General features: G+C 64.3%; 24 protein-coding genes. 11 read left to right on the forward strand and 13 right to left on the reverse strand.

The window, feature by feature from the left end; translation table 11 throughout:
* Nucleotides 1-12 precede the first annotated feature (12 nt).
* The 4 genes from AC07SZ_RS20355 to AC07SZ_RS20370 are packed head-to-tail and all read left to right on the forward strand — an operon-like array spanning nucleotide 13 to nucleotide 3768.
* Nucleotides 13-858: an ABC transporter substrate-binding protein gene (locus AC07SZ_RS20355; RefSeq protein WP_172372487.1), complete on the forward strand. Its 846-nt coding sequence runs from the start codon at nucleotides 13-15 to the stop codon at nucleotides 856-858.
* Nucleotides 858-1967, forward strand: a complete 1110-nt coding sequence (locus AC07SZ_RS20360) for an amino acid ABC transporter permease (RefSeq protein WP_494915614.1) — start codon at nucleotides 858-860, stop codon at nucleotides 1965-1967. The genes AC07SZ_RS20355 and AC07SZ_RS20360 overlap by 1 nt, the downstream gene beginning before the upstream one ends.
* 19 nt (nucleotides 1968-1986) lie before the next feature.
* A complete protein-coding gene (locus tag AC07SZ_RS20365; protein WP_056578613.1) occupies nucleotides 1987-2730 on the forward strand; it encodes an amino acid ABC transporter ATP-binding protein in 744 nt (247 codons plus the stop codon).
* 9 nt (nucleotides 2731-2739) lie between these two features.
* Nucleotides 2740-3768, forward strand: a complete 1029-nt coding sequence (locus tag AC07SZ_RS20370; RefSeq protein WP_172372483.1) for a DmpA family aminopeptidase — start codon at nucleotides 2740-2742, stop codon at nucleotides 3766-3768.
* Between the two features lie 12 nt (nucleotides 3769-3780).
* On the opposite strand, the gene AC07SZ_RS20375 is transcribed toward AC07SZ_RS20370, so the two are convergent.
* From AC07SZ_RS20375 to AC07SZ_RS20390, 4 genes are all read right to left on the reverse strand, one after another.
* Nucleotides 3781-4338 (reverse strand): GNAT family N-acetyltransferase, encoded by a 558-nt coding sequence (locus tag AC07SZ_RS20375; protein WP_056578619.1) that lies wholly within the window; start codon nucleotides 4336-4338, stop codon nucleotides 3781-3783.
* A 49-nt stretch (nucleotides 4339-4387) separates the two neighbouring features.
* Nucleotides 4388-5098, reverse strand: coding sequence for a DNA helicase (locus AC07SZ_RS20380; protein WP_494915615.1), 711 nt, complete (start codon nucleotides 5096-5098; stop codon nucleotides 4388-4390).
* Nucleotides 5099-5304: 206 nt separating this feature from the next.
* Nucleotides 5305-6048 (reverse strand): SDR family oxidoreductase, encoded by a 744-nt coding sequence (locus AC07SZ_RS20385; protein WP_494915617.1) that lies wholly within the window; start codon nucleotides 6046-6048, stop codon nucleotides 5305-5307.
* A 154-nt stretch (nucleotides 6049-6202) separates the two neighbouring features.
* Nucleotides 6203-7105 carry an AraC family transcriptional regulator gene (locus AC07SZ_RS20390; RefSeq protein ID WP_494915619.1) on the reverse strand — a complete coding sequence of 301 codons (903 nt, stop codon included), beginning with the start codon at nucleotides 7103-7105 and terminating at the stop codon, nucleotides 6203-6205.
* Between the two features lie 240 nt (nucleotides 7106-7345).
* On the opposite strand from AC07SZ_RS20390, the gene AC07SZ_RS20395 reads away from it, so the two are divergent.
* Entirely contained in the window at nucleotides 7346-8350 is a 1005-nt protein-coding gene (locus AC07SZ_RS20395; RefSeq protein WP_494915620.1) for a hypothetical protein, read from the forward strand.
* Nucleotides 8351-8520: 170 nt separating this feature from the next.
* Here the strand turns inward: AC07SZ_RS20395 and AC07SZ_RS20400 are convergent, their stop codons facing one another.
* A complete protein-coding gene (locus tag AC07SZ_RS20400; RefSeq protein ID WP_056578994.1) occupies nucleotides 8521-8970 on the reverse strand; it encodes a GatB/YqeY domain-containing protein in 450 nt (149 codons plus the stop codon).
* Between the two features lie 277 nt (nucleotides 8971-9247).
* Here AC07SZ_RS20400 and carA point away from each other — a divergent pair, with 277 nt between their 5' ends.
* On the forward strand, nucleotides 9248-10465 hold the full coding sequence (gene carA, locus AC07SZ_RS20405) for a glutamine-hydrolyzing carbamoyl-phosphate synthase small subunit (protein ID WP_172372476.1): 1218 nt from the start codon (nucleotides 9248-9250) through the stop codon (nucleotides 10463-10465).
* Between the two features lie 224 nt (nucleotides 10466-10689).
* Here the strand turns inward: carA and AC07SZ_RS20410 are convergent, their stop codons facing one another.
* The 5 genes from AC07SZ_RS20410 to mntR all read right to left on the reverse strand — a co-directional run bounded on the left by AC07SZ_RS20410 (nucleotide 10690) and on the right by mntR (nucleotide 14945).
* Complete coding sequence (locus AC07SZ_RS20410) at nucleotides 10690-11610, reverse strand: aldo/keto reductase (protein WP_172372465.1); 921 nt, start codon at nucleotides 11608-11610, stop codon at nucleotides 10690-10692.
* Nucleotides 11607-12872: a TCR/Tet family MFS transporter gene (locus AC07SZ_RS20415; protein ID WP_494915621.1), complete on the reverse strand. Its 1266-nt coding sequence runs from the start codon at nucleotides 12870-12872 to the stop codon at nucleotides 11607-11609. The genes AC07SZ_RS20410 and AC07SZ_RS20415 overlap by 4 nt, the downstream gene beginning before the upstream one ends.
* A gap of 157 nt (nucleotides 12873-13029) precedes the next feature.
* Nucleotides 13030-13971 carry a KPN_02809 family neutral zinc metallopeptidase gene (gene ypfJ / locus AC07SZ_RS20420; protein ID WP_494915623.1) on the reverse strand — a complete coding sequence of 314 codons (942 nt, stop codon included), beginning with the start codon at nucleotides 13969-13971 and terminating at the stop codon, nucleotides 13030-13032.
* A 241-nt stretch (nucleotides 13972-14212) separates the two neighbouring features.
* Nucleotides 14213-14401: a hypothetical protein gene (locus AC07SZ_RS20425; protein ID WP_056578647.1), complete on the reverse strand. Its 189-nt coding sequence runs from the start codon at nucleotides 14399-14401 to the stop codon at nucleotides 14213-14215.
* A gap of 91 nt (nucleotides 14402-14492) precedes the next feature.
* Nucleotides 14493-14945: a manganese-binding transcriptional regulator MntR gene (mntR, locus tag AC07SZ_RS20430; RefSeq protein WP_056578997.1), complete on the reverse strand. Its 453-nt coding sequence runs from the start codon at nucleotides 14943-14945 to the stop codon at nucleotides 14493-14495.
* Between the two features lie 233 nt (nucleotides 14946-15178).
* Here mntR and AC07SZ_RS20435 point away from each other — a divergent pair, with 233 nt between their 5' ends.
* The 3 genes from AC07SZ_RS20435 (at nucleotide 15179) to AC07SZ_RS20445 (ending at nucleotide 18204) form a co-directional block, all read left to right on the forward strand.
* Nucleotides 15179-16543: an Nramp family divalent metal transporter gene (locus AC07SZ_RS20435; RefSeq protein ID WP_494915624.1), complete on the forward strand. Its 1365-nt coding sequence runs from the start codon at nucleotides 15179-15181 to the stop codon at nucleotides 16541-16543.
* Between the two features lie 50 nt (nucleotides 16544-16593).
* Nucleotides 16594-17433, forward strand: coding sequence for a protein-L-isoaspartate O-methyltransferase family protein (locus AC07SZ_RS20440; RefSeq protein ID WP_494915625.1), 840 nt, complete (start codon nucleotides 16594-16596; stop codon nucleotides 17431-17433).
* Between the two features lie 120 nt (nucleotides 17434-17553).
* Nucleotides 17554-18204 carry a dihydrofolate reductase family protein gene (locus tag AC07SZ_RS20445; protein WP_494915627.1) on the forward strand — a complete coding sequence of 217 codons (651 nt, stop codon included), beginning with the start codon at nucleotides 17554-17556 and terminating at the stop codon, nucleotides 18202-18204.
* A gap of 70 nt (nucleotides 18205-18274) precedes the next feature.
* On the opposite strand, the gene AC07SZ_RS20450 is transcribed toward AC07SZ_RS20445, so the two are convergent.
* Nucleotides 18275-19183: a LysR family transcriptional regulator gene (locus tag AC07SZ_RS20450; RefSeq protein ID WP_162258949.1), complete on the reverse strand. Its 909-nt coding sequence runs from the start codon at nucleotides 19181-19183 to the stop codon at nucleotides 18275-18277.
* 55 nt (nucleotides 19184-19238) lie between these two features.
* On the opposite strand from AC07SZ_RS20450, the gene AC07SZ_RS20455 reads away from it, so the two are divergent.
* Complete coding sequence (locus tag AC07SZ_RS20455; protein ID WP_172372452.1) at nucleotides 19239-19838, forward strand: LysE family translocator; 600 nt, start codon at nucleotides 19239-19241, stop codon at nucleotides 19836-19838.
* Between the two features lie 219 nt (nucleotides 19839-20057).
* On the opposite strand, the gene AC07SZ_RS20460 is transcribed toward AC07SZ_RS20455, so the two are convergent.
* Nucleotides 20058-20852, reverse strand: coding sequence for an SDR family NAD(P)-dependent oxidoreductase (locus tag AC07SZ_RS20460; RefSeq protein ID WP_056578664.1), 795 nt, complete (start codon nucleotides 20850-20852; stop codon nucleotides 20058-20060).
* A 216-nt stretch (nucleotides 20853-21068) separates the two neighbouring features.
* On the opposite strand from AC07SZ_RS20460, the gene AC07SZ_RS20465 reads away from it, so the two are divergent.
* Complete coding sequence (locus tag AC07SZ_RS20465; RefSeq protein WP_494915628.1) at nucleotides 21069-21524, forward strand: MarR family winged helix-turn-helix transcriptional regulator; 456 nt, start codon at nucleotides 21069-21071, stop codon at nucleotides 21522-21524.
* A 26-nt stretch (nucleotides 21525-21550) separates the two neighbouring features.
* Here AC07SZ_RS20465 and AC07SZ_RS20470 read toward each other — a convergent pair whose 3' ends face one another.
* On the reverse strand, nucleotides 21551-22729 hold the full coding sequence (locus AC07SZ_RS20470; protein WP_056578670.1) for an MFS transporter: 1179 nt from the start codon (nucleotides 22727-22729) through the stop codon (nucleotides 21551-21553).
* Nucleotides 22730-22815 lie beyond the last annotated feature (86 nt).

A 22815-nucleotide genomic window follows, 5' to 3' on the forward strand; every position in this document is an offset into this window, starting at 1 on the left:
GGGGAATTGAAAATGAAATCCTTGAAATACGCATTATGCGCCTCCGTCCTGACATTGGCCTGCGCCACCTCGGCCGTGGCCGAGACCCAGGGCTATGGCGACTGCCAGGTGACCGGCGAGCGCGGCACCGACAAGATCACTCCGGCGGTTGCCGGCCAGTTCACCGTCATCATCAATCTGCCGGCGGTCGGCCAGTTCAATGGCGATACGCCCGACACGATCAAGGACGGCTACGAGTTCTGCATGGCGGTCAACATCGCGCATCGGCTCGGCCTCGATACGGTGAAGCTGGTCAACGCCTCGTTCGATTCCATCGTCGCCGGCCAGAACAAGGATTACGACATCGCGCTGGCGCTGATCTCGGTGACGGAACCGCGCAAGAAGGTCGTCGACTTCTCGGTGCCTTACATACAGTCGGACAATGGCGTGGCGGTGAAGGCCGGCAACACGGTCACCGAAGAAACCATCAAGACCAGCCGCGTCGGCGTCCAGGCGGGCACGACGCTGGTGCAGTTCGCGCAAGAGACCCTCAAGGCCAAGAGCGTCGATGTGTTCGACGACACGGCCTCGATGTTCACCGCGGCAGCCGCCGGCAAGGTGGACGCCGTGATGACCGATCTCGGCATCGTGCTCGGCCAGGTGGCGAATTCCAACGGCAAGCTTGCCGTCGTCGGCAAATACGCCACCGACCGGCCGACCGCCGGCATCTATCCGAAGGGCTCGCCGAACGGAGCGGTCATCGACAAGGTCATGACCGACCTCAAGAACGACGGCACGCTGAAGAAGCTGGAGGCCGCTTATCTGCTGCCGTCCTGGGGTGGCCTCTCCCCCGACAGCGTGCCGACCTGGAAGTACTGATGTCGACACCGACAGCCGAATCGGGAAACGAGCGCGCCAGCCAATGGCGTGCTCGCAGCAAGGTCCGCACGCATGGCAGGCGGGCCTGGGTCGTGCTCGGCGTGGCTGTCGCGACGTTCCTCGCCATTGCCTGCACGTCCCTGCACATCGCCGCCTATGTACTGCGGCAGGGCTGGCCGAACGTGCCTGTCCAGATCATGTCGGCACTCGCCTGCGTGCCGCCGCTATGGGTCATCGGGATTGCCTGGCGCGCTGTCAGGCTGTCCGCGCGCGCGGCATCCTCGGATGATGTGCATGCCGGCCGCGAACTCGGGTCCATATCCTCGGATGCATCCTGGAATGCCCTTTCCTATTCGGTGGCGCTCCTGATCATCTGCGCCTTCGCCTGGTTCCTGGTGGTCAACGATGCCGCCGTCAGCCGGACGTTCTTCGATCTCGACCTGATCTGGAAGTCGGCCTGGACCATTCTCAAGGCATTCGGCACCAACATCTCGATCTTCTTCTTTTCCGCGATCCTCATCCTGGTCTGGGCGCTGGTCGTCGCCATCGCCCGCACCTTGCCCGGCAAGGCCGGCCGGCCGATCCGCACGCTTGCGATCGTCTATGGCGACCTGTTCCGCGGCCTGCCGGCCATCATCACCATCTATCTCATCGGCTTCGGCCTGCCGCTGACCGGACTGCCCATCCTGAAGGACCTGTCCTCCAACGCCTATGCGATCATCGCGCTCACACTGACCTACGGCGCCTACACCTCGGAAGTCTATCGCGCCGGCATCGAAAGCGTGCATCCGAGCCAGATCGCGGCGGCGCGTTCGCTGGGCCTCTCCTATTTCAGGACGATGCGCTATGTGGTCGTTCCGCAGGCGGTACGCGGCATCATTCCGCCGTTGATGAACAACTGCATCAGCCTGCAGAAAGACACCGCGCTGGTCGCCATCATCGGCACCATCGATGCCTTCAACCAGTCGAAGATCGTCGCCAGCAATAACTTCAACCTGTCGGCGGTGACGACTGTGGCGCTCCTCTTCATCCTCATCACCATCCCGCAGGCCCGGTTCGTCGATCGGCTGATCGAGCGGGACCGCCGCAAAATGCGCTCGGGATCCTGACGAGCGGGGAGTAACCACCATGGCATTGGTCGAAATCGACAAGGCCTACAAGCGATATGGCGCGGTCGAGGTGCTGAAGGGCATTTCGCTGGACATCGAGGAACACCAGGTGGTCTGCCTGATCGGCCCTTCGGGTTGCGGCAAGTCCACGCTGCTGCGCTGCATCAACTGTCTCGAGCCCATCCAGGGCGGCGAGATCAGGCTGCATGGCGACCGCGTCACCGGTCCGGGCGTCGACCTCGACCTGCTCCGGCGCGAGATCGGCATCGTCTTCCAGAGCTACAACCTGTTTCCGCACATGAGCGTCATCGAGAACATCACGCTCGGCCCGGTCAAGGTGCTGGGCACGCCGCGCAAGGCGGCCGAAGACAAGGGCATGGCGCTGCTCGAACGGGTCGGCCTCGCCGCCAAGGCACGGGAATATCCTGACCGCCTGTCCGGCGGCCAGCAACAGCGTGTGGCGATCGTGCGCGCGCTGATGATGGACCCTGCCCTCCTGCTGCTCGACGAGATCACCTCGGCGCTCGATCCCGAGCTCGTCTCGGAAGTCCTGGACATCGTGCGCGACCTGGCGACCAAGGGCATGACCATGGTGCTGGCGACGCACGAAATGGGATTTGCGCGCGAGGTTGCCGACAAGGTCTGTTTCCTGCAGGAAGGGCTGGTCTATGAGGAAGGCCCGCCTTCGCGGATTTTCGGCAACCCGCAGGGCGAACGCACCCGCGCCTTCCTGAAACGGATCATCGACGCGGGACGTTTGTAAGGAGCAAGGATGATCAGGACTGTCGGTGACTTCGGCCTGACCTGCGGCACCTTGCCGGCGGGCGCAATGAATTCCATCACCGACGTGCCCGGCGTGCGGGTCGGCCATTCCACCCTGCGCGATGGGCACATCAACACCGGCGTGACCGCGATCTTGCCGCATGGCGGAAATCTGTTCCGCAAGAAGGTGACGGCGGCAAGCCATGTCATCAATGGTTTCGGCAAGACGGTCGGCCTGACGCAGGTGCAGGAACTCGGCACCATCGAAACACCTGTTCTCTTGACCAACACGCTCTCGGTCGGCACCTGCGCCACGGCCCTGATCCGCGACGCCATCCGCCAGAATCCGGATATCGGCCGCACCACCGGAACCGTCAATCCGGTGGTCGGCGAGTGCAATGACGGTCCGCTGAACGACATCCAGGCCCTGGCCGTGACCGAAGAACACGCCCTTGCCGCACTGGCGGACGCTCGTGAAGGCGCGGTCGAACAGGGCAATGTCGGCGCCGGAACGGGAATGAGTTGCTTCGGCTTCAAGGGCGGCATCGGCTCGGCGTCCAGGAGAATCGCGCTTGGCGGCGAACATCACCTTGGTGTTCTCGTGCTCTCGAATTTCGGCAGGCCGGGCGACCTCATTCTGCCCGATGGGCGCCGGCCCGACCCCAGGCGGCCGGCCGAGGCCGAACGCGGTTCGATCATGGTCGTGCTGGCAACCGACGTGCCGCTCGAACACCGCCAGCTCGAGAGAGTAGCACGCCGCGCCGGGGCAGGCATCGCGACACTTGGCTCCTTCTGGGGCCATGGGAGCGGCGACATCGCCATTGCCTTCAGCACCGGCAATCTGGTCGACCACGATGAAAGCCGCGATCTCGTACCGCTGCTGGCGCTCAACGAAGCGCGCATCGACATCCTTTTTCGGGCGGCGGCGGAAGCCACGCAGGAGGCCGTGCTGAACTCCATGCTGTCGGCCGAAGCCTTCACCGGCAGGGCCGGCAAGCATCGCGCATCGCTGGCCGACTGGCTGCGCGGTCAGGCGTAGCGACGAGGCGGCCTACAAGTCGATCCGGAACCGCAGACTCTCCACCCCGCCATAGGCTGCGTCCTCGAGGAAGCGCTCGACGAGCTTGCCGCCATTGGCCAGGATCACCTTGTGTGATGCCGGATTGCCCGGCTTGGCGGTGATCTCGACATAGGGAAGGCCGACCGCCCTCGCCTCGTCGAGCATCAGCCGCAGGGCCTCGGTGGCGTAGCCGCGCCGCTGCTTCCAGGGCACCACCGCATAGCCGATATGGCCAAGCACATGCGACGGCAGCATCGCCGTTCCCTTCTGCCAGCGAAAGCCGATCGAGCCTGACGCCTCGCCATCCCAGATCCAGCGGCGAAATCCCGGCAGGCGCGGCACTTGTGTGCCATCGGGCAAGGTGATCGGGCCGCCCCTGGCTTCAGGATCATCCAGGCTGGCCAGGAAGGCCACCGGAGCCTGCTCTATCGCCGCGAGCTGCTCGCGCGTTGCCTCCACGGGCCGAACATTGTCCGGCGACCAGCCGCGCTCAAGCGCGGCCTTGTAGGACGGCAGATGTTCAAGCGCCGGTTTGACGATCTCGACCATGATCCATGCTCTCCCAGTGACGCTGGGATAGCCTTGGCCGCTGGAGCGCTCAAGCCGCCTGGAAGCGGATCTCGCCCTCGTTCAGGAAGCAGGCCTTGTCGAAGAGGGACAAATCAAGCGGGTTGGGCAGGCGAACATCACTGATATCCGGGACCGGCTTCTTCGCGGGATCGTAGGACCGGTCGATCTGCGAGATGAAGACCAGGATCACGCCGCTATCGCGCGCGAAAGCCTTCAGCGTGCGGACCTGGTCCATCAGGCCTGGATTCTCTCGTTTCTGATCGAGCAGTTGCAGGTAATCGATGACCGCCAGCGTGCCACGCGGCGCCGACCCCAACACCCTGACGATATAGCCGGCGCTGATGGCATCGGAAGTGTCGAACTCGAACAGCCGGTCGAACCGGGCCGGCTCGACGCCGATGGCGCGGAGCCGCTCCAGTACATCGCGTTGCGTATATTCCAGCGTGAAGAACACACTGCGGTGGCCCGACTTCATCGCTTCGACCGCCAGTTCGAGGCTCATCAGCGTCTTGCCATGGCCCGGCCGCGCGCCGACCAGAACCAGGTCACCAGGTGTGAGTTGCGCGAACAACCTGCTGGCGGGCGCCGTCTCGGACAGCTTCGCCGCAAGCAGGCTCCAACTGGCAAATCCCTCTTGCGCGGCAATCCGGTCAAGCGCCTGGTGGAGCGGGATTTTTGCCTCGCGCGACAACAGCCTGGCTTGACGCTTCAGATGGTAGACAGGCGCGGATAAAATCATCTCAAAAACCTCCTGGTGCGAGCAGTTTTCGCAACCCCTCCTTATGCCTGGTGCTCGAACAGTCGGTTCGATGATGAGAGTGCCCCGCACGAACGAATGCTTTCCCGGTGGAGGGAGGAGGCGTGGGCCACGCCAGAATCGGATGATAGCTCAATCCGAACGGACGTAGAATTGGCGGGACGACAATCGTTGCACCCCGGGAGACTTCAGCCAGCGTTTGCCAGGGCGACCGCATCCTGGCCTGCCGGAAAACGGAGTTTGCCCGAAGTGTCGTGGACAGCGGCCCAGATAGCTTCGGCAACGTCGCTTTCCTTGGTGGTCAGCGCGGGCTGGGCGAAGGCCGCGAAGATCGGGGCCGCGAAATCGGCATAGGCTTCAGGGATCATGTCTTCGATGCGCACTGAAGTATTATGCGAAAAACGCGTTGTTGGCGCATATCCGGGCTCGACCAGCTTTGCGCGGATACCGAAATAGGCAAGTTCGTGCGCGAGCGATCCGGTGAAGCCCTCGATGGCCTGCTTGCTGGCGGTGTAGGCGGCCGCCAAGGGCATTGCGGCGAGGGTGGCGCTTGAGGTGACGTTGACGATCACGCCGGACCGGCGCTCGCGCATCTGCGGAATCACGGCCTGCGCCATGGCCATCACGCCAAGCGTATTGGTCTCGAAGACCTTTCGGATGTGCGACATCGTCGTCGCTTCAAAGGCGCCGACCACGCCGATGCCTGCATTGTTGACGAGAACATCGATCGGACCCGCGGCTTTGACGGTCGCCGAGATACTGGCCTCGCTGGTGACGTCCAGCGGCAGGATCCTCAGGCGCTCCGAGCGCGGCAGTATGTCCTCCCGCGGTGTCCGCATGGTGGCGATGACGTTCCACCCGTTGACGAGAAAATGGCGGGCTGTCTCGAGGCCATAGCCAGATGAACAGCCGGTGATGAGGATCGTTTGCATGCTTGGCTCCGTCGGTTTCAATGCCCCTTTCGTAGGCTTGCCAACGCAGACGATCCATAATCAATAGTCCTATTTTTATTTCCAACTGTCCAAAAATGGCTCATACCGGGCGAGCAAGTGACCTTGAAGAGGCTACGCCGCGCGAGGCACTGCCCTATGCGGTCACGCGGGCGTCGCGGGCGAACTTGCCCGGTGAGCAACCAAGCCGTTTCCTGAAAGCAGTGCTGAAGGCGCTGGCGGACTCGTAGCCGATCTCACCGGCTATTTTGTCCAGGGTTTTCGAGCCTCGGATGAGAGCATCCTTCGCCAGCGCCATGCGCCAGCGGGCCAGGTACTCGATCGGGCCGCAACCGAGCACGTCCACGAAGCGAGCCGCGAAGGCCGACCGCGAAAGTCCCGCGATCCTGGCGAGCTCCGCGACCGTCCAACCCGCCCGGACATCCCCGTGCATGGCGCGGAGCACGCGCGCCAGCGCCGGATCCCGCATCCCGCCGAGCAGGCCGGCCGCGCCGGAACCGATGCCACGCCATCGCAGCGCTTCGACGAGCAGAATCTCGAGCAATCGCTGCAAGACCATTTCCTTGCCCGGATCTTCGTTCTCGCACTCCTCCATGATGAGGCTAATGACCCTGCCAAGCCTGGAGGAACGCCCCTGCGATCCCGGCACGTGGATGACGCTCGGAAGCAGAGCGAGCAGAAGCGCGGCATTGACCGGCTCGATTCGAAACGTTCCGCCGAGCGCGACAAAATCCGGGTCTCCATCTTGCTCGCCATGCTGGACGGCAACGTCCATTGGCGTCCGGAGCTCACAGTCGATGCCTGGATGGCTGCTGAGCGAGAAGGCCGGCGTGGAAGGCAGCAGGAGGAAGTCTCCCTTCTCGAACTTGACTGGATCCTGGCCCGCAAAGGCGATCCAGCACGTGCCCTCCACGATTATTGTAAAGCCAGGCGCATCATAGGCGGCGTAACGCACGCCCCATCGGCCACGCCCCTTGATGGGCTTGGAAATCGCCGTGCTGGGTTGCAAAAGAGCAATGATGTCACTGAGAGGATCCATTCCAGACGATCCATAATTATTTTGCGCTCGGTAATTATAGATCGTCCTCCCGGCCTGTCCAGTTTGGCTGGGAGCGCGGCAGGCGTCCCTGCAGTGCGTCATCCGCAGGCTGATCGCAAAACGATCGCTGCGGGCAAGCTAAACAAGATGTGTCTCGCCGATGGGCGCGGGACATTTTATGATTGGTTGCGGATATGACGCCGCAAGGATTCGCATGGCTTCGGCAGGAGAATTGATCCGGTGCGGTTGAGATCTGTCCCATTGGGTGTGGTCGTCACCCTCAGCCTCCTTGTCATGGTCATTGCCTTGACGGCGACGGCCCGATCCTTCGCCGCATTGCAGCCATCAGGTGTTCCGGCCTGGCTGCAGGCCCATGTCGGCGACAGCGACGGCCAGATCTCGGCCGTGGTGCTGGAGCGGGCGCGAGCGCTCTACCTGAAAAAGGTGGCGCAAGGCGCGGTCAGGAATCCCTGTTACTTCGCCATGGACGCTACACGTCCCGGCGATCTCGGCAATGGCGTGCTGGGGCGCCGGTACTATGTCATCTGCGAGGCCAGCCAATCGTTTCGCGCCATCGCGTCAGGCCACGGCGGCGGAAAAGATCTGAAAGGCACGGCCGATTTTTCAAATGGCAGGCGCTGTTCCAAGAACTTCGGCAATGCCATGGATTCGGAGCTGACCGCTGGCGGCGCCTATGTCACCCGCGAGGCGAAGACCTCCTTCAAGGGCTTCTACAGCACCGGCGCGAAACAGGATGCCGCCTTCCTGCGCACCTTCATCCAGTTCGACGGCGAAGGCGAAGCCGACAATGCGAGACAAAGAGTGATCGGCGGCCATGCGGCGCAGGTGCTGCGCGCCATGTGCATGCGCAAAAGCCCGAACAGCTCCTATGCCGACCATGATGGCCTGGTGCCGTTCGGCAAACTGGTCGAGTATGCCGGCGGCCGCAGCAATGGCTGCACCAGCTGGTCGCCGGCGGACGCGCGGCAGATCATCGCGATGGTGAAGGACAATCCGACGACACTCTACATCTATCCGGAATCGCGCGACATCGCCGCCGTCGCGCAGGCGGCCAAAGGCCATTCGCCATCCGGCGAGGCGCCCTATTGGAACGCATCATGCCTTAAGGAAATCGGCGCGCCGAAATTCTGGCCGCGAAAAGCCCTCGAGCCGATGATCGCCCAGTACAAGAAGGATCACCCCGCCCCACCCGTGCAGCCGCTGCCGATGTGCAAGGGGCCGTGAACCGGCAGGACGGCTTGGCGGCCACCATCAGGTCGAGCCGGGCAACGAGTGCCCGCCAGCCCTTGAACCATCCAGGGCGGAAATGCCGGATGAGATCGGCGAAAAGAACCGTCCGGCTCTGGCGGTGAAAGAAGACAATCTCGGTCGCAACCTCGGCCAGCGGCAGGCCCCTACTGCAGCAGCCCTTTGACGATGCCACTCGCCTTGCCGAAATCCATCTGGCCGGCATATTTCTGCTTCAGCGCGGCAATCACCTTGCCCATGTCCTTCTGGCTGGCGGCACCGGTCTCGGCAATCGCCTCGCGCGCCGCGGCGGTGATCGCGGCATCATCGAGCTGGGTCGGCAGGAAGCCGCGGATGATCTCCATCTCGCCGCGCTCCTGCGCCGCCAGTTCCGGCCGCTTGCCGTCTTCGAACGCCTTGGCCGATTCCTCGCGCTGCTTCACCATCTTGGCCAGGATCTGCAGGATTTCCTCGTCGCTGGCGGGGTCCTTGCCCGAACCGCGATTGGCGATGTCGCGATCGTGGATGGCGGCCTGGATCAGCCGCAATGTCGGTAGCCTGTGCTTGTCCTGCGCCTTCATCGCGCTCTTCAGGGATTCGGCGATTTTTCCGCGCATGATGTTTTCTCCTTCGGTCGGCGCGGACAATAGCGCCGGGGCCCAGCCAAGGCAAACCCAGATATTGTGGACCAAGCCTCTGATATTGCTTGATGAAATAAATCATGGCGGCATTTCGCATGATCATTGACCGCCCTGCCCCCTTCCCCTATGTACTGGGCCTTGCATGAACTGAAGCTTGAATGCGTGGAGGCCGCGAATTCGCCGCTCCGCGCCGTTTGCTGCGCGGATGGCCCGCCGGGCCTTTTGCAGCGCGCAGCCTGATAGGAGTGCCGCCATGGCCGAGACGACGCCCGCGCTGACCCCACCTTGGGCCACCGAAAAGCCGACCGCCCTTCTGGTGCTGGCCGACGGGACCGTCATCGAGGGCCGCGGCCTCGGTGCCACCGGCTCCGCCGTCGCCGAAGTCTGCTTCAACACCGCGCTCACCGGCTATCAGGAAATCCTCACCGACCCCTCCTATGCCGGCCAGATCGTCACCTTCACCTTCCCGCACATCGGCAACATCGGCACCAATGGCGAGGACATCGAGGATCTCAACCCCGCCGCCCGCGCCGGCGCCGTCGGCGCCGTGTTCAAGGCCGATGTCACCAACCCGTCCAACTACCGCGCCGCCGGCGATCTCGACCAGTGGCTGAAGAAGCGCGGCATCGTGGCGCTGTCGGGCATCGACACCCGTGCGCTGACCGCGCTGATCCGCGAAAAGGGCATGCCCAACGCCGTCATCGCGCATGCGCCGGACGGCGTCTTCGACCTGGACGATTTGAAGCAGCGCGCCGCCGCATGGTCGGGTCTGATCGGGCTCGACCTCGCCAAGGAAGTCACCTCGGGCCAGTCCTCGGTCTGGCGCGAGACGCCCTGGGTGTGGAACGAAGGTTTTGGCGAACAGACTGATCCGTCGCTGCACGTCGTGGCCATCGACTACGGCGTCAAGCGCAACATTTTGCGCCTGCTCGCCGGCCTCGGCGCCAAGGTCACCGTGGTGCCGGCCAAGACAGGCGCCGAAGAAATCCTCGCCATGCGGCCCGACGGCATCTTCCTCTCCAACGGCCCTGGCGATCCGGAAGCCACCGGCGACTATGCCGTGCCCGTCATCCAGGATCTGCTGAAGACCGACATCCCGGTGTTCGGCATCTGCCTCGGTCACCAGATGCTGGCGCTGGCGCTCGGCGGCAGGACCGCCAAGATGCATCAGGGCCATCATGGCGCCAACCATCCGGTCAAGGACCACACCACCGGCAAGGTCGAGATCGTGTCGATGAATCACGGCTTCGCCGTCGATGCCGACTCGCTGCCCGAGGGTGTCGAGGAAACCCATGTCTCGCTGTTCGATGGTTCGAACTGCGGCATTGCGCTGACCGGCCGGCCGGTGTTCTCGGTCCAGCACCACCCCGAGGCCTCGCCGGGCCCGCAGGATTCGCACTATCTGTTCCGCCGTTTCGTCAACCTGATCCGGCAAAAGCGCGGCGAGGAATTGCTGGCGGAGCGGGCTTAATTCGATCCGTCAGCGCGGCCCCTCATCTGCCTGCCGGCACCTTCTCCCCGTGAACGGGGAGAGGAAGCTGTGGCCACCTCAGCGCTCCTATTGCAACGTCGACGATTTGCGAAAGCGGCGCTGGCTGCATCTTTCTCCCCGTCACTATACGGGGAGAAATGCCCGGCAGGGCAATGAGGGGCAGCGCCAACATCTCGCAGCCCTGCACCGCAAATGCCCCACCCTTACGCCACCGGCCGGCCTTCACTCGCCTCCAGTATGGCGAACCATTGCTGGCGGTCGAGGCTGATCTCCAGCGCCTTGACCATGGCCGCCAGCCGTTCCGGCTTCATCGACCCCAACACCGGCACCAGCCGGGCCGGATGGCGCAGCAGCCAGGCGATGGCAACAGTGGCGAGATCACCGGCGCCGACTTCGGCGGCAACCGCCGCGAGTGCTGCCCGCACCCGAGCCTCCCGGGCTTCCTTGCCGGTGAACAGCGAGCCGCCGCCAAGCGGCGACCAGATCATCGGCGCGTAGCCCAGGCGCTGCGCGTGGTCGAGACTGCCATCGGTCAATGCGGATGTCTTCAGCACCGACATCTCGATCTGGTTGGTGACCAGGGCAAACGGCAGCCGCGAGGCCAGCAGATCGAACTGTGATGGCGTGAAATTCGAGACGCCGACCGCTCTCACCTTGCCGGCCTTGACCAACCCGGCCAGTGCCGCCGCCGTCTCGTCGGCATCCATCAGCGGATCCGGCCGATGCAACAGCAACAGGTCGAGATAATCGGTGCCGAGATTGCCGAGCGAGCGGTCGACCGAGGCGGTTATGTGGGCGGCGCTGGTATCATAGTGCTTCAGCCGGCTCCGCGGCCGGTTGGCCGAGGCCAGCATGATGTCGCATTTCGAGATCAGCTCGATCTCCTCGCGCTTGCCTTTCCAGCGCGACAGCCCCGCGCCGAAGGCCGCCTCCACCTCGTAATTCCCGTAGATATCGGCGTGGTCGAAACTGGTCAGGCCGAGATCGACAGCGGCGCCGATCAGCCTTCCGACCTGATCGGCATCAGGGCGGGCGTCGCCGTCGAGCAGGCGCCAGGCACCGAAGACCAATCGCGACAGCGACACCCCGTTCCTGGTCAGCACCATGCGGCTGTCACGGCTCATATCCGCGCTCCGTCTTCCGCCACGTTGGCGGTGATAGTCCCGACCACGGCCGGTCTCGCCACCCTGGTGACGAAGACGATGAGCGCCAGCACCAGGAAGCAGGCACCGACCAGATAGGGTGCCCCGCCGAAGGCCACCGGCGCGCCAGGCCCCGTGAACCAGGAAAAGATCGCCGTGTAGAGCAGCGGCGTGATGATGGAAGTGATCGAGAAGATCGAGGTCATCGCGCCCTGCAGTTCGCCTTGTGCGGAAGGTGGCACCTTGGCGGCGGCGAGGCTCCTCAACGGCGGATCGGCCAAGGCCTCCAGGCAACCCACGACGATCACCGCGTAGACCATCCAGCCCTGCGTGGCGAAGGCATAGCCGAAGGCGCTGGCCGCCGTGAAGGTCAGCCCGATTGCCGCCGTCTTCCATTCACCGAGCCTCGTGACCACGCGCGGCAGCACCGTTGCCATGACGATCGCGCCGCACAGGCCGAAGGCGCCGAGCGAGAAGCCGATCTGCTGCTGGCTCCAGCCATAACGGTAGTTGGATACGAAAGACCACACCGCCGGATACATCATGTGGCCGAGCGTCATCAGGAAGAAGACGAGCCCGATCCAGCCAATGCCTTGATATTGGCGCATCTGCAGAAGCGTGCCGACCGGGTTGGCGCGTTTCCATTCGAAGCGGCGGCGATGCTTTTCATCGAGCGTTTCCGGCAGGAGGACCATCGCGATCAGGAAATTCACGAAGGCGAGCCCGGCGGCGAAATAGAACGGCACGCGCGGTCCGAACGTGCCGAGCAATCCGCCCAGCACCGGTCCGATGACGAACCCGACGCCGAAGGCGATGCCAAGCAGGCCGAAATTCTTTGCTCGGTTCTCGTCGTTCGAGATGTCGGCGATGAAGGCCGATGTCGTCGAATAGCTGGCGCCCGAAATGCCGGCCAGCACACGCCCGATGAACAGCATCGGATAGGACCAGGCGATAGCGCAGATCAGATTGTCGATGGAAAAGGTCAGCACCGAGGCCAGCAGGATCGGCCGCCGCCCGAAGCGGTCGCTCAGGCCGCCCATGATGGGTGCGAAGAAGAACTGCATGGCCGCGTAGACGAAGAACAGCCAGCCGCCCTCGATGGCCGCCTCGCTGACGCCGACACCGGTCAATTCCTGCAAATAGGCCGGCAGCACCGGCATGATGATGCCGAACCCGATAATATCGAGCAGCAGCGTGGTGAAAACCAGCGCGAGGCCCCGCCTGGCGGTTTTGGGATCGATCATGATGGGTCAAGCTCCTCCAGCCGCCCCGGGGGCACGGGCGGACGCACCTTATAGGCGAGCCGGCGAAAAGGAACAATGAGGGAACAGGCAGGAATACGCGTTCCTGACACTCCCTGACGGCGACTTTGCCGTCAGGTCGGCGCCTGGAAAGGAGTGTTCAGAGAGGCCCGCTCATCGTGTTGCAGTCTGAAAGCTTGCCGCTCTTGTAGCCGCGCGCCAGCCAGGTCTGCCGCTGCTGCGAGGTGCCGTGGTTGAAGCTTTCCGGCACCACATAACCCTGCATCTTCTTCTGCAGCGTGTCGTCGCCGATCTGCTTGGCGGCGTTCAGCGCGCTTTCGATGTCGCCCTGCTCCAATATGCCCTTCTGGGCCGTGTAATGCGCCCACACGCCTGCGAAACAGTCGGCCTGCAGCTCGATGCGCACCGACAGCTGGTTGGCATCGGCCTCGCTCATGCCCTGCCGCATCTGGTTGAACTTGGACATGATGCCGGTCAGGTTCTGCACGTGGTGGCCGACCTCATGGGCGACCACATAGGCGCGGGCGAACTCGCCGGAAGCGCCGAACTGCTGGTCGAGCTGCTGGAAAAAGGTCATGTCGAGATAGACCTTGTGGTCCCCTGGACAATAGAACGGCCCGGCCGCCGCCGACGCAAAGCCGCAGGCGGAGCGGACCTGGCCGGAAAACAGCACCAGCTTGGGATCCTCATAGGTCAGGCCCTGTGACTTGAAGATGCCGGTCCAAGTGTCTTCCGTCTCGGCGAGCACGGTCGCGACGAACTGCTTCATCTCGTCATTGGCGGGCGCCGAGCCGCTGTTCTGGCCGCCGCTGTTGTCCGATATCTGCCCGCCGCCGCCCGGCAGCAAGGCGCCGCCGTCACCGTTGAGCAATTGCAGCGGATTGATGCCGAAGACACCCCAGGCGATCAACGCCACGACCGCGAAGATGATGAGGCCCGAAAGCGACATGCCGCCACCGCCGGAACTGCCGCCGATGGGAATGCGGAACTGGCCGGGGCTGCCGCCCAATCCTCCGCCGGAGCCGCTGTCGCTGCGGTCGTCCTCGATATTGTCACTCTGACGACGGCCTCTCCAGAGCATGGCAACTCCTCGCGCTGCAAACTTTTCCGTTGCTCCGGCAGGCCGGCTCAACCCAACAAACAATTAGCCCAATGGTTGCGCCAAGTCACAGTATTTTTCGAGACCGCCGGGGTGCCGGCATGGTGCTCTGGCCGAGAGCCAGCAGGGCCTGTAGCTTGCCCGCAAACCGGGGGCGTGCGAGACTTGATGGGTGCAGGATGTGCGGGAGTGAACAGGCGGGCGCCTTGACGTCGACCCGACCTCAGCCCTTCTGCTTGGCGCCGGCGCTCTTGCCGTCGGAGCTTTTCGAGCGCTCCTCGAACCGCGCGGCGCCCTTTTTCAGCGGGCGGCCGGTCTCCGCCTCGGTCTTGCGCTCGTCCTTCGCGGCCGCCTGTTTCAACCCTTTGGCGGCTTGCTTGCCCTTGGCGGTCGGTGCTTGTTCAACGCCCATTGCTTCCTCCCTTGCGACATCAGCGCGATGTCAGGAGCAACGTGCGTAAGGTGCGGTGGTTCCGGCGGCCGTCCGAGAACGGCTTAGCGGCCTAACGCGGCGCGGTCATGGCCTTGCGAAATGCTTCCAGCGTCTCGGCGCTGACATGGTGTTCGATGCCCTCGGCATCGATGCGCGCCGTTTCGGCGCTGACGCCCAATGAACGCAGGAAAGCTTCCACCGTCTGGTGGCGGATGCGGCTTTCTTCCGCGACCTTGCGGCCGGCATCGGTCAGGAACACACCGCGATAGGGTTTTCTCGAAACGAGCCCGTCGGCGCACAGTCGCGTCAGCATCTTGGCCACCGTCGGCTGGGCGACGCCGAGCCGTGCGGCGATGTCGACCTGGCGCGCCTCGTTGCCGTCCTCGATCAGGTCGGCGATCAGCTCGACATAGTCCTCGACCAGCGCGCTGCGGCGCGCTTCGCGCGTCTGCCTGAACCCTTCCGAATGGACATCGGCATCGGGCAATGGCTCGCGCGGAACCGGTCTGTTCTTCAGCGCCAATGCGCGCTCCTCCTCGGGAGTTTGGCCGTCGGCGCTTTTATAGCACGGGCTCTGATTCTTCAGGCCGTTTATTTGCATTCCCCCACAGGCGCAACCGGCGTTTCCGATTGGCGCCTGCACACGCTGTTCGGACCATCCGGTAAAAAGCACCGACAATGAAATATAGCATGTTGCATAATGTTGAGCCATGGCATAGGTTACGGATATCCCCGGAAGTCGCGGAAAGCCTTTCCATGTCAGAATCAGACATTACAGCCACCCGGTCCGAATGGCGGTTCGCCGGACGGGACGAGGACGACCAGCCCAGCCTGCGCGAGGTCAATTCCTCGGTCGCGGTGCCGAGTTCCGGCGTCTGGTTCCGCCGCCTGTTCGCCTTCATGGGCCCCGGCTACATGGTTTCGGTCGGCTATATGGACCCCGGCAACTGGGCGACCGACCTCGCCGGCGGCGCCCAGTTCGGCTACACGCTTTTGTTCGTCATCATGCTGTCCAACCTGATGGCGATCCTGCTGCAGGCGCTGGCCGCACGCCTCGGCATCGCCACCGGCCGCGATCTCGCCCAGGCCTGCCGCGCCTATTACCCGCGCCCGGTCAATTTCGTGCTGTGGATCGCCTGCGAACTCGCCATCATCGCCTGTGACCTCGCCGAAGTCATCGGCACGGCGATCGCATTGCAGCTGCTGTTCGGCATTCCGCTGGTCGGGGGCGCCATGCTCACCGCGCTCGACGCCTTCCTGGTGCTGCTCCTGATGAACAAGGGGTTTCGCTATCTCGAAGCCTTCGTCATCGCGCTTTTGATCATCATCTTCAGCTGCTTTGCCATCCAAATCTTCGTCGCCGCCCCACCGGCCGGCACAATCCTGCATTCGATGTTCGTGCCGTCACCGGAGATCGTCACCAATCCGGCGATGCTCTACATCGCGATCGGCATCATCGGCGCCACCGTCATGCCGCACAATCTCTATTTGCACTCCTCGATCGTGCAGACCCGGGCCTATGAGCGCACGGAGAAAGGCAAGCGCGACGCCGTCAAATGGGCGACGATGGATTCCACCATCGCCCTGATGCTGGCGCTGTTCGTCAACGCCGCCATCCTGATCGTGTCGGCTGTCGCCTTCCACAATACGGGCCACCAGGATGTCGCGGAGATCGGCCAGGCCTTCGAGTTGCTGTCGCCGCTCCTGGGCTTGGGCATCGCCTCGATCCTGTTCGCCGTGGCGCTGCTTGCCTCCGGCCTCAACTCGACGGTGACGGCGACGCTCGCCGGCCAGATCATCATGGAAGGGTTCCTGCGCCTGCGCATCCCCAACTGGGCCCGGCGGCTTCTGACGCGCGGCCTCGCCATCATCCCGGTGGTGGTCGTCACCGCGCTCTACGGCGAAAAGGGCACTGGCCAGCTGCTGGTATTCAGCCAGGTCATCCTGTCCATGCAACTGCCCTTCGCGGTCATTCCGCTGGTGCAGTTCGTCTCCGACCGCAAGAAGATGGGCGGCCTCGCCATCCCGCGCGCCGTGGCGGCCCTTGCCTGGGTGGTCGCCGCGATCATCCTCGTGCTCAATTTCAAGCTGCTCTACGACACGATGTTCGGAGTCGGCTAAGGCTCCGCCGGATCGCGAGACAAGCCGACAAATCGCGCTATCTTGGCGTCATGGGCACGATAGAAGATACTAGGAGATTCTACGCGCGGCTGATGGCGGCCAATGCCGCCTCGTCGGATCCACGCCTGGAGGAGGTTTTCGCCAGCGTGCCGCGCGAGGCCTTCCTCGGCCCCGGACCGTGGACGATCGTCGCCGGCAACGGCAGGGTCACGACGCCTAGTGCCGACCCCTCCCATATTTACCAGAACGTGCTGGTGGCGCTCGATGCCGACAAGGGCATCAACAATGGCGAGCCGTTCCTGCACGCCATGTGGATTGGAAAACTGGCACCGAAACTCGGTGAGACCGTCACCCATATCGGTGCCGGCACCGGCTACTACACAGCCTTGCTCGCCAGGCTGGTGTCGCCCGGCACCGTCACCGCTTTCGAACTCGACGACAAGTTGGCCGATCTGGCACGCGGAAATCTCAAGGCTTACGGCAACGCGACTGTCGTCCATGGCGATGCCGTGACCATGCCCTTGCCGCCATCCGACATCATCTATGTCAACGCCGGGGTCGTCGCCCCTCCGGCCGGATGGCTGAAGGCATTGCGCCCCGGTGGCCGCATGATCTTCCCCTGGCGCCCGGCCGAGCGCGTCCCGCTGGCGGTGATGGTGACCCGCACCCAAAAGGGCTTCGCCTGCGACCCCTTCATGCGCTCCTGGTTCATCCCATGCTTCGGTGCCTCGGTTGCGGATCTCGCGGCGAAGATCCCGACGCGGGAGCAAGCCGCGCGCAGCCGCTCGATATGGCTGACGAGCGACAAGGCGCCGGACCGCACCGCCACCGCCATCTTCGGCGACGTCTGGTTCTCATCGAAAAATCTCCGCGCCAGACCCGGCAACTGACGGATCGATGGGCAGGCTTGTCCAAAATTTCGCGAACCCTGTCGGGATGGTCGCGGGCGATCCGTCCTTGGGCCATGGTCCGGCCGCGACGGCGGATGGAACGGAACAAGGGAGAGTACCATGAGGAAGATCATCGCCGCCACTTTCGTCAGCCTGGACGGCGTCATGCAGGCGCCGGGCGGCCCGGAGGAAGATCCGGTCGGCGGCTTCAAGTTCGGCGGCTGGACCTTCCATTATTTCGACGAGGTGGGAGGCGCGGCAATGGAGGAACTTTTCTCCAAACCCTTCGCCCTGCTGCTCGGCCGCAGGACCTATGACATCTTCGCCGCGTACTGGCCGTATCAGAAAGATCCGATCGCGGATGCCTTCAACCCGGCGACCAAATATGTGGCGACGCACCGGCCTGACACCCTCACCTGGCAGAACACGCAATCGCTTGGGCCCGACATCGTCGCGACACTGCGCCGTCTCAAGCAGGAGGATGGACCTGACCTACTCATCCAGGGATCGGGCAACCTGATCCAGACCTTGCTCGCCAACGGGCTGATCGACGAGATCCGGCTGATGATCTTCCCGCTGCTGCTTGGCAAGGGCAAGCGGCTGTTCGGCGATGACACCACGCCGGTCGCCTTCAGGCTTGCCAAGTCGCAGACCTCCAGCACCGGCGTCATCATCGCGACCTACGAGCGCTCAGGCGAAATCGAGGTCGGCTCCTTTGTCACCGGGGAGCCGTCCGACGCCGAACTCGAACGGCGCAGGAACTGGAAATAGCGGGACGCGGCCCTGGCACCTTTCCTCTTCCCTGATCGACCGGGGAAAGGAGCCCAAGTGCTGCTTGGTCTCAAGCCGCGACAGGCCGTCGCGCCAGTCCATCGCGTATATGCCGCGCGAATTCCTGCGCCGCCGGCCCGACGCCGTGCCTTGGCAAATGCAGGTTGATCGAAAAATTCGGCAGCGGCGGCAGGCCGGTCTCGAACGGCAGGATGTCGAGATCGGCCGGCACGGTCGAAGCGAGCCACGTGGTGACGGCAAGGTCGGAGCGCACCGTCGCCGTCGTTGCGTCGATATTGCCGTTCTCGAACACGGTACGCCATTCCAGTCCATGCTCGTTGAGCGCCGCCAGCACCACCGGCCGGAAGGCGCAGGTGTCGGCAACGATCGACACCGGCAGCGGCCGCTTGGCACGCGCGGTGCCGCCTCTGGCGCCGACCCAGACCAGCCGGTCGATGGCCAGGCATTCGCCTGATGTCGGGCCGACCCGCTCCTCGATCACCGCAAGGTCGATGGTTCCGGCCGCGAGCGCTGACGCCAGTTCCGGCGACGAGGCGCAGACCAGCGAGATCTCGACCTGCGGATAGGTCTCGGCATAGGCCTTCAGCACCGGCGCGAGCAAGGTTCCGACCAGATCGTAGGGCACGCCGAGCCGCACCTGCCCGGCAACCGCCGAGCCAGTCATCTCCGCCCAGATCTCGTCGTTGAGGCTGAGCAGGCGCTTTGCCTTGTCGAACAGGCGCTCGCCCGACCGCGTCAGGCGCAGGCCGCGCCGGTCGCGCTCGAACAGCCCGCAGCCAAGCGTCTCCTCCAGCCGCCTCACCTGCTGGCTGACGGCGCCCTGCGTCAGGTGCAGCGCATTGGCGGCCGCCGTCATGCTGGCCTTGTCGGCGACGGTGACGAAGGTGCGCATCAGTGCGGTATCGAGATTGCGGATCATATCCGCATTATAGATGCTAATGCCTGACATCACAAACATTGCATTTACTGATGCTAACCCAAGTCTACCATGGGGCCTCCGAAAAGGACGTCCCATGCTCCAGCCCATCCTGCCGCTCATCCTGTTTGCCTTCGTGGCCACGGCCACGCCAGGCATCGCCACCACCTTGTCCACCGCTTCGGGCGCGCGGTTCGGCTTTCGCCGGTCCGTTCCGCTGATGGCCGGCAGTGCCGCCGGCCTCGCCACCGTGACAGGCGCGGCCGCCGCTGGGCTCGCCGGCCTGCTGCTTGCGGTCCCTTCGCTGCAACTGGCGATGAAGATCGCCGGCTCGCTCTATCTCCTTTGGCTGGCGGTCAAGATCGGCCGCGCCGGGCCGCCCAATCTCGACGTGACCATGGCCAGGCCGAACAGCTTCCTCGGCGGTGCCGGTATCCAGTGGATGAACCCCAAGGGCTGGGCGATGGGGCTGGGCGCGGCGGCCTCGTTCGCCGCCCTGGCCGACGGACCGGGACATCTGGCCTTGCTGCTCGGCTCGACCTTCGGCCTCACCGCCGCCATCTCGCTGTCCGTCTGGTGCCTCGCCGGCATGGTGCTGGCCCGGCTGCTCAAGACCGAATGGCAATGGCGCGCGCTCAACATCGTGCTGGCGCTGGTGCTGGCGGCGTCGATCATTCCGATGTGGCGGTCGGCTTAGAGACGCTCAAGCCAGGTCTGCACCAGCACCCCCAACCGGACCTTCGGTCCGACCTCCCCACAAGGGGGAGGTAGGGAGTCCAACTTCTTCGCACCTCCACGAGACCATTATCGCGTAGGCGGAACAGGCGCTTCCTCACCCTCCCCCTTGTGGGGAGGGTCGCTGCGAAGCAGCGGGGTGGGGGTGCTGGTTCGCAAAGGCGAACCAGCCCTTGGCTCTTCAAACCCCGTAGCGGGCCGCCGGCTTGTCGGCGTGCAGGCTGCCGTAGAAGGCTTGCCGGGCACCGAGGAAGGTGTCCAGCTTGCCGGTGTCGGCAAGAGCGGGCACGGTGACGGCCTCGCCACTGGCCAGGCCGACGAGCGCCGCATCGACCATATCGTCGGCGGACATGATGATTTCCTTCGGGAGCTGGTCGATATCACTGCCGGCAAGGTCCCAGAAATCGGTCCGGGTCGCGCCAGGCAGCACCACCTGCACCTTCACATTGGTGCCCGCGACCTCGCGGTGCAGGGCCTCGGTGAAGTTGACGACATAGGCCTTGGTGCCGCTGTAGATACCGCCGAACGAGGTCTCATAGGCAAGCACCGATGCGATGTTGACGATGGCGCCGCGGTTGCGCGCCAGAAGACCCGGCAGCACGGCCCGGGTCAAACGGGTCAAGGCGATGACGTTGACCTTGATCATGCGTTCGGCGGCGTCGGCGTCGGCGGTCGCCACCACCTGCTGGCCGCCAAGGCCGGCATTGTTGACGAGCAGCGTCACGCTGTCGTCGGCCGATATCAGCCGCTCTACGCGGCGCAAATCGTCGTCATCGGACAGGTCGGCTGTAATGAAGCTGACCTTGCGATCGTAGGCGTAGCGCAGCTTCTCAGCCAGTTCCTCGAGCCGGTCGGCGCGGCGCGCCACCAGAACGAGATCATAACCCTGCCCGGCCAGCCGGTCCGCATAGACCGCTCCGATGCCCGATGATGCACCGGTGACGACCGCCGTGCCCTTGTTTGCCTGTCCACTCATTGTCCTGTTCCTTCTATCTCGAATTGTCCGCTTCGACCTGGCCACCGGCACCGTGGACGTCAGCCCTCACCTTGCCGGCAAGCCGCCTGATTGATTTAGTGGTATATGCCACTATCGTCGAAATAGGCATATGCCACTATCTTGTCAATGAGCGGATCCGGGATTATTTGTCAGGCAGCAGCCGGGCATCATGTCCGCGCCGCCGAGGGAATCGCCATGTCGAAAGAGGCCCTGCCCGGACTGTCGCTCTGCAACAACGCCATGCTGCGTCGCGCGACGCGCAAGATTGGTCAGTACTACGACGATGTGCTGGCGCCCTCGGGCCTGAAAGCCACGCAGCAGGGCCTGCTCTACCAGATCCACATCTCCAACGAACCGGCGATGGGCGCCATTGCGTCTGCCCTGATCATGGACCTGTCGGCGCTCGGCCACACGCTGAAGCCGCTGATCCGCGACGGCTATGTCGAGACCTTCGCCGATCCGGTCGACCGCCGCATCAAGCGGGTGCGGCTGACGCCTCGAGGGTTGGTCAAGCTCGATGAGGCGATGAAGCTGTGGCAGGTGGCCCAGCAGCGTTTCGAAGACATGGTCGGCAAGGAGAAGGCGGCGAAGCTGCGCGCGGCGCTGGATGATATTTCCGCGCTGGATTTTGATCTTCCGCCGGCCAGCTGAGCTGGCCGGCGGGTTCAAGACAGGTCCTACTCAGCTGGCATCGCGACCGGCCGTGCCGCCCAGCGGCCGGCCAGCACGATGCCCAGCCCGATCAGCGGGAAGGCGGCGGCGACCAGGCCGAGGTCGGCCGGCGCGCCGTAGCGCAGCACGCCACCGCCAACCACCGCCCCCAGCGCCACGCCGAGATAGAGCGCCGAACCATTGAGCGACAGCACGATCGGGGCCGCATCGGGCGCCAGCTTGATGATGCGGCTGGCCTGCGCCGGCGGGAAAGCCCAGCCGACGATGCCCCACGGCACCATCATCGCCATCAGCGCCGGGCCGGCAATATGCTGCGGCAGGAAGGTCGGCACGACCGACAGCATCACCAGCATGGCCGCGCTCAGCGTCAACGACCAGCCGACGGTGCGCGTGGCGCCGAAGCGGTCGGCCGCCTGGCCGCCGGCGATGTTGCCGATGACCGCGCCGACGCCGAAGGCGAGCAGCATGCCGGGCAGCGCGATCTGGCTGAGCCCGGCGCCTTCGATGGCAAGCGGCGCGACATAGGCAAAGACGGTGAAGGCGCCGGTCAGTGCCAGCAATGTCGTCACAAGGATTGGCATCACGCCGGGCCGCATCGCCGCCGCCAGACGGCGCCTGAGCGGCAGCCTGGTACCGACGATGCCGCGCGGCAGCCGGTACCACAGGATCGCGCCGGCGAGCGCGCCAAGCCCGGCAATGGCATAGAAAGTGCCGCGCCAGCCAGCGACCGCCGCGACCAGCGCGCCAAGCGGCGCCCCGACGGCAACGGCCACGGTGGTGCCGCCGACGACGACGGCGATGGCACGCGCCCGGTGATGGTCATCGACCAGCGCCACCGCCGTGCCCTGCGCTGTCGCGGCGAACAGGCCGGAAGACAACGCCATGATGATGCGCGCCGCCAACAGCACTTCGAAGGATGAGCTCAAGGCGGCGGCAACGTTGCCGATGACGAAGAACACCAGCGTCCACAGGATGACGCGGCGTCGGTCCCATTCGCCGGTCAGCGTCGCCAGGATCGGCGTGCCGACCGCGTAGGCGAGCGCGAAAGCGGTGATCAGCGAGCCGGCGAGCGGGATGGAAATGCCGGCATCCCTGGCGATGTCGGGAAGAAGGCTGGAGATGACGAAGCCTTCGGTCGAGATCGTGAACGATCCGAGCGCGAGCCAGAAGAGCCGCTTATCCATGGCAGGGTGTCCTTAGTTCAAAAGTTATTGAACAATTGGACATAACAGGCCATGATGTCAATGAAGCCAGGGGAAAATAGCTGAAC

Source organism: Mesorhizobium sp. GW821-FHT07A06, assembly GCF_059419085.1.

What these genes read in the sequence shown, in the direction of transcription:
- AC07SZ_RS20355 (WP_172372487.1), top strand. Translation starts at nt 13, where the DNA reads ATGAAATCCTTGAAATACGCATTATGCGCCTCCGTCCTGACATTGGCC.
- AC07SZ_RS20360 (WP_494915614.1), top strand. Translation starts at nt 858, where the DNA reads ATGTCGACACCGACAGCCGAATCGGGAAACGAGCGCGCCAGCCAATGG.
- AC07SZ_RS20365 (WP_056578613.1), top strand. Translation starts at nt 1,987, where the DNA reads ATGGCATTGGTCGAAATCGACAAGGCCTACAAGCGATATGGCGCGGTC.
- AC07SZ_RS20370 (WP_172372483.1), top strand. Translation starts at nt 2,740, where the DNA reads ATGATCAGGACTGTCGGTGACTTCGGCCTGACCTGCGGCACCTTGCCG.
- AC07SZ_RS20375 (WP_056578619.1), bottom strand. Translation starts at nt 4,338, where the DNA reads ATGGTCGAGATCGTCAAACCGGCGCTTGAACATCTGCCGTCCTACAAG.
- AC07SZ_RS20380 (WP_494915615.1), bottom strand. Translation starts at nt 5,098, where the DNA reads ATGATTTTATCCGCGCCTGTCTACCATCTGAAGCGTCAAGCCAGGCTG.
- AC07SZ_RS20385 (WP_494915617.1), bottom strand. Translation starts at nt 6,048, where the DNA reads ATGCAAACGATCCTCATCACCGGCTGTTCATCTGGCTATGGCCTCGAG.
- AC07SZ_RS20390 (WP_494915619.1), bottom strand. Translation starts at nt 7,105, where the DNA reads ATGGATCCTCTCAGTGACATCATTGCTCTTTTGCAACCCAGCACGGCG.
- AC07SZ_RS20400 (WP_056578994.1), bottom strand. Translation starts at nt 8,970, where the DNA reads ATGCGCGGAAAAATCGCCGAATCCCTGAAGAGCGCGATGAAGGCGCAG.
- carA (WP_172372476.1), top strand. Translation starts at nt 9,248, where the DNA reads ATGGCCGAGACGACGCCCGCGCTGACCCCACCTTGGGCCACCGAAAAG.
- AC07SZ_RS20410 (WP_172372465.1), bottom strand. Translation starts at nt 11,610, where the DNA reads ATGAGCCGTGACAGCCGCATGGTGCTGACCAGGAACGGGGTGTCGCTG.
- AC07SZ_RS20415 (WP_494915621.1), bottom strand. Translation starts at nt 12,872, where the DNA reads ATGATCGATCCCAAAACCGCCAGGCGGGGCCTCGCGCTGGTTTTCACC.
- ypfJ (WP_494915623.1), bottom strand. Translation starts at nt 13,971, where the DNA reads ATGCTCTGGAGAGGCCGTCGTCAGAGTGACAATATCGAGGACGACCGC.
- AC07SZ_RS20425 (WP_056578647.1), bottom strand. Translation starts at nt 14,401, where the DNA reads ATGGGCGTTGAACAAGCACCGACCGCCAAGGGCAAGCAAGCCGCCAAA.
- AC07SZ_RS20435 (WP_494915624.1), top strand. Translation starts at nt 15,179, where the DNA reads ATGTCAGAATCAGACATTACAGCCACCCGGTCCGAATGGCGGTTCGCC.
- AC07SZ_RS20440 (WP_494915625.1), top strand. Translation starts at nt 16,594, where the DNA reads ATGGGCACGATAGAAGATACTAGGAGATTCTACGCGCGGCTGATGGCG.
- AC07SZ_RS20445 (WP_494915627.1), top strand. Translation starts at nt 17,554, where the DNA reads ATGAGGAAGATCATCGCCGCCACTTTCGTCAGCCTGGACGGCGTCATG.
- AC07SZ_RS20450 (WP_162258949.1), bottom strand. Translation starts at nt 19,183, where the DNA reads ATGTTTGTGATGTCAGGCATTAGCATCTATAATGCGGATATGATCCGC.
- AC07SZ_RS20455 (WP_172372452.1), top strand. Translation starts at nt 19,239, where the DNA reads ATGCTCCAGCCCATCCTGCCGCTCATCCTGTTTGCCTTCGTGGCCACG.
- AC07SZ_RS20460 (WP_056578664.1), bottom strand. Translation starts at nt 20,852, where the DNA reads ATGAGTGGACAGGCAAACAAGGGCACGGCGGTCGTCACCGGTGCATCA.
- AC07SZ_RS20465 (WP_494915628.1), top strand. Translation starts at nt 21,069, where the DNA reads ATGTCGAAAGAGGCCCTGCCCGGACTGTCGCTCTGCAACAACGCCATG.
- AC07SZ_RS20470 (WP_056578670.1), bottom strand. Translation starts at nt 22,729, where the DNA reads ATGGATAAGCGGCTCTTCTGGCTCGCGCTCGGATCGTTCACGATCTCG.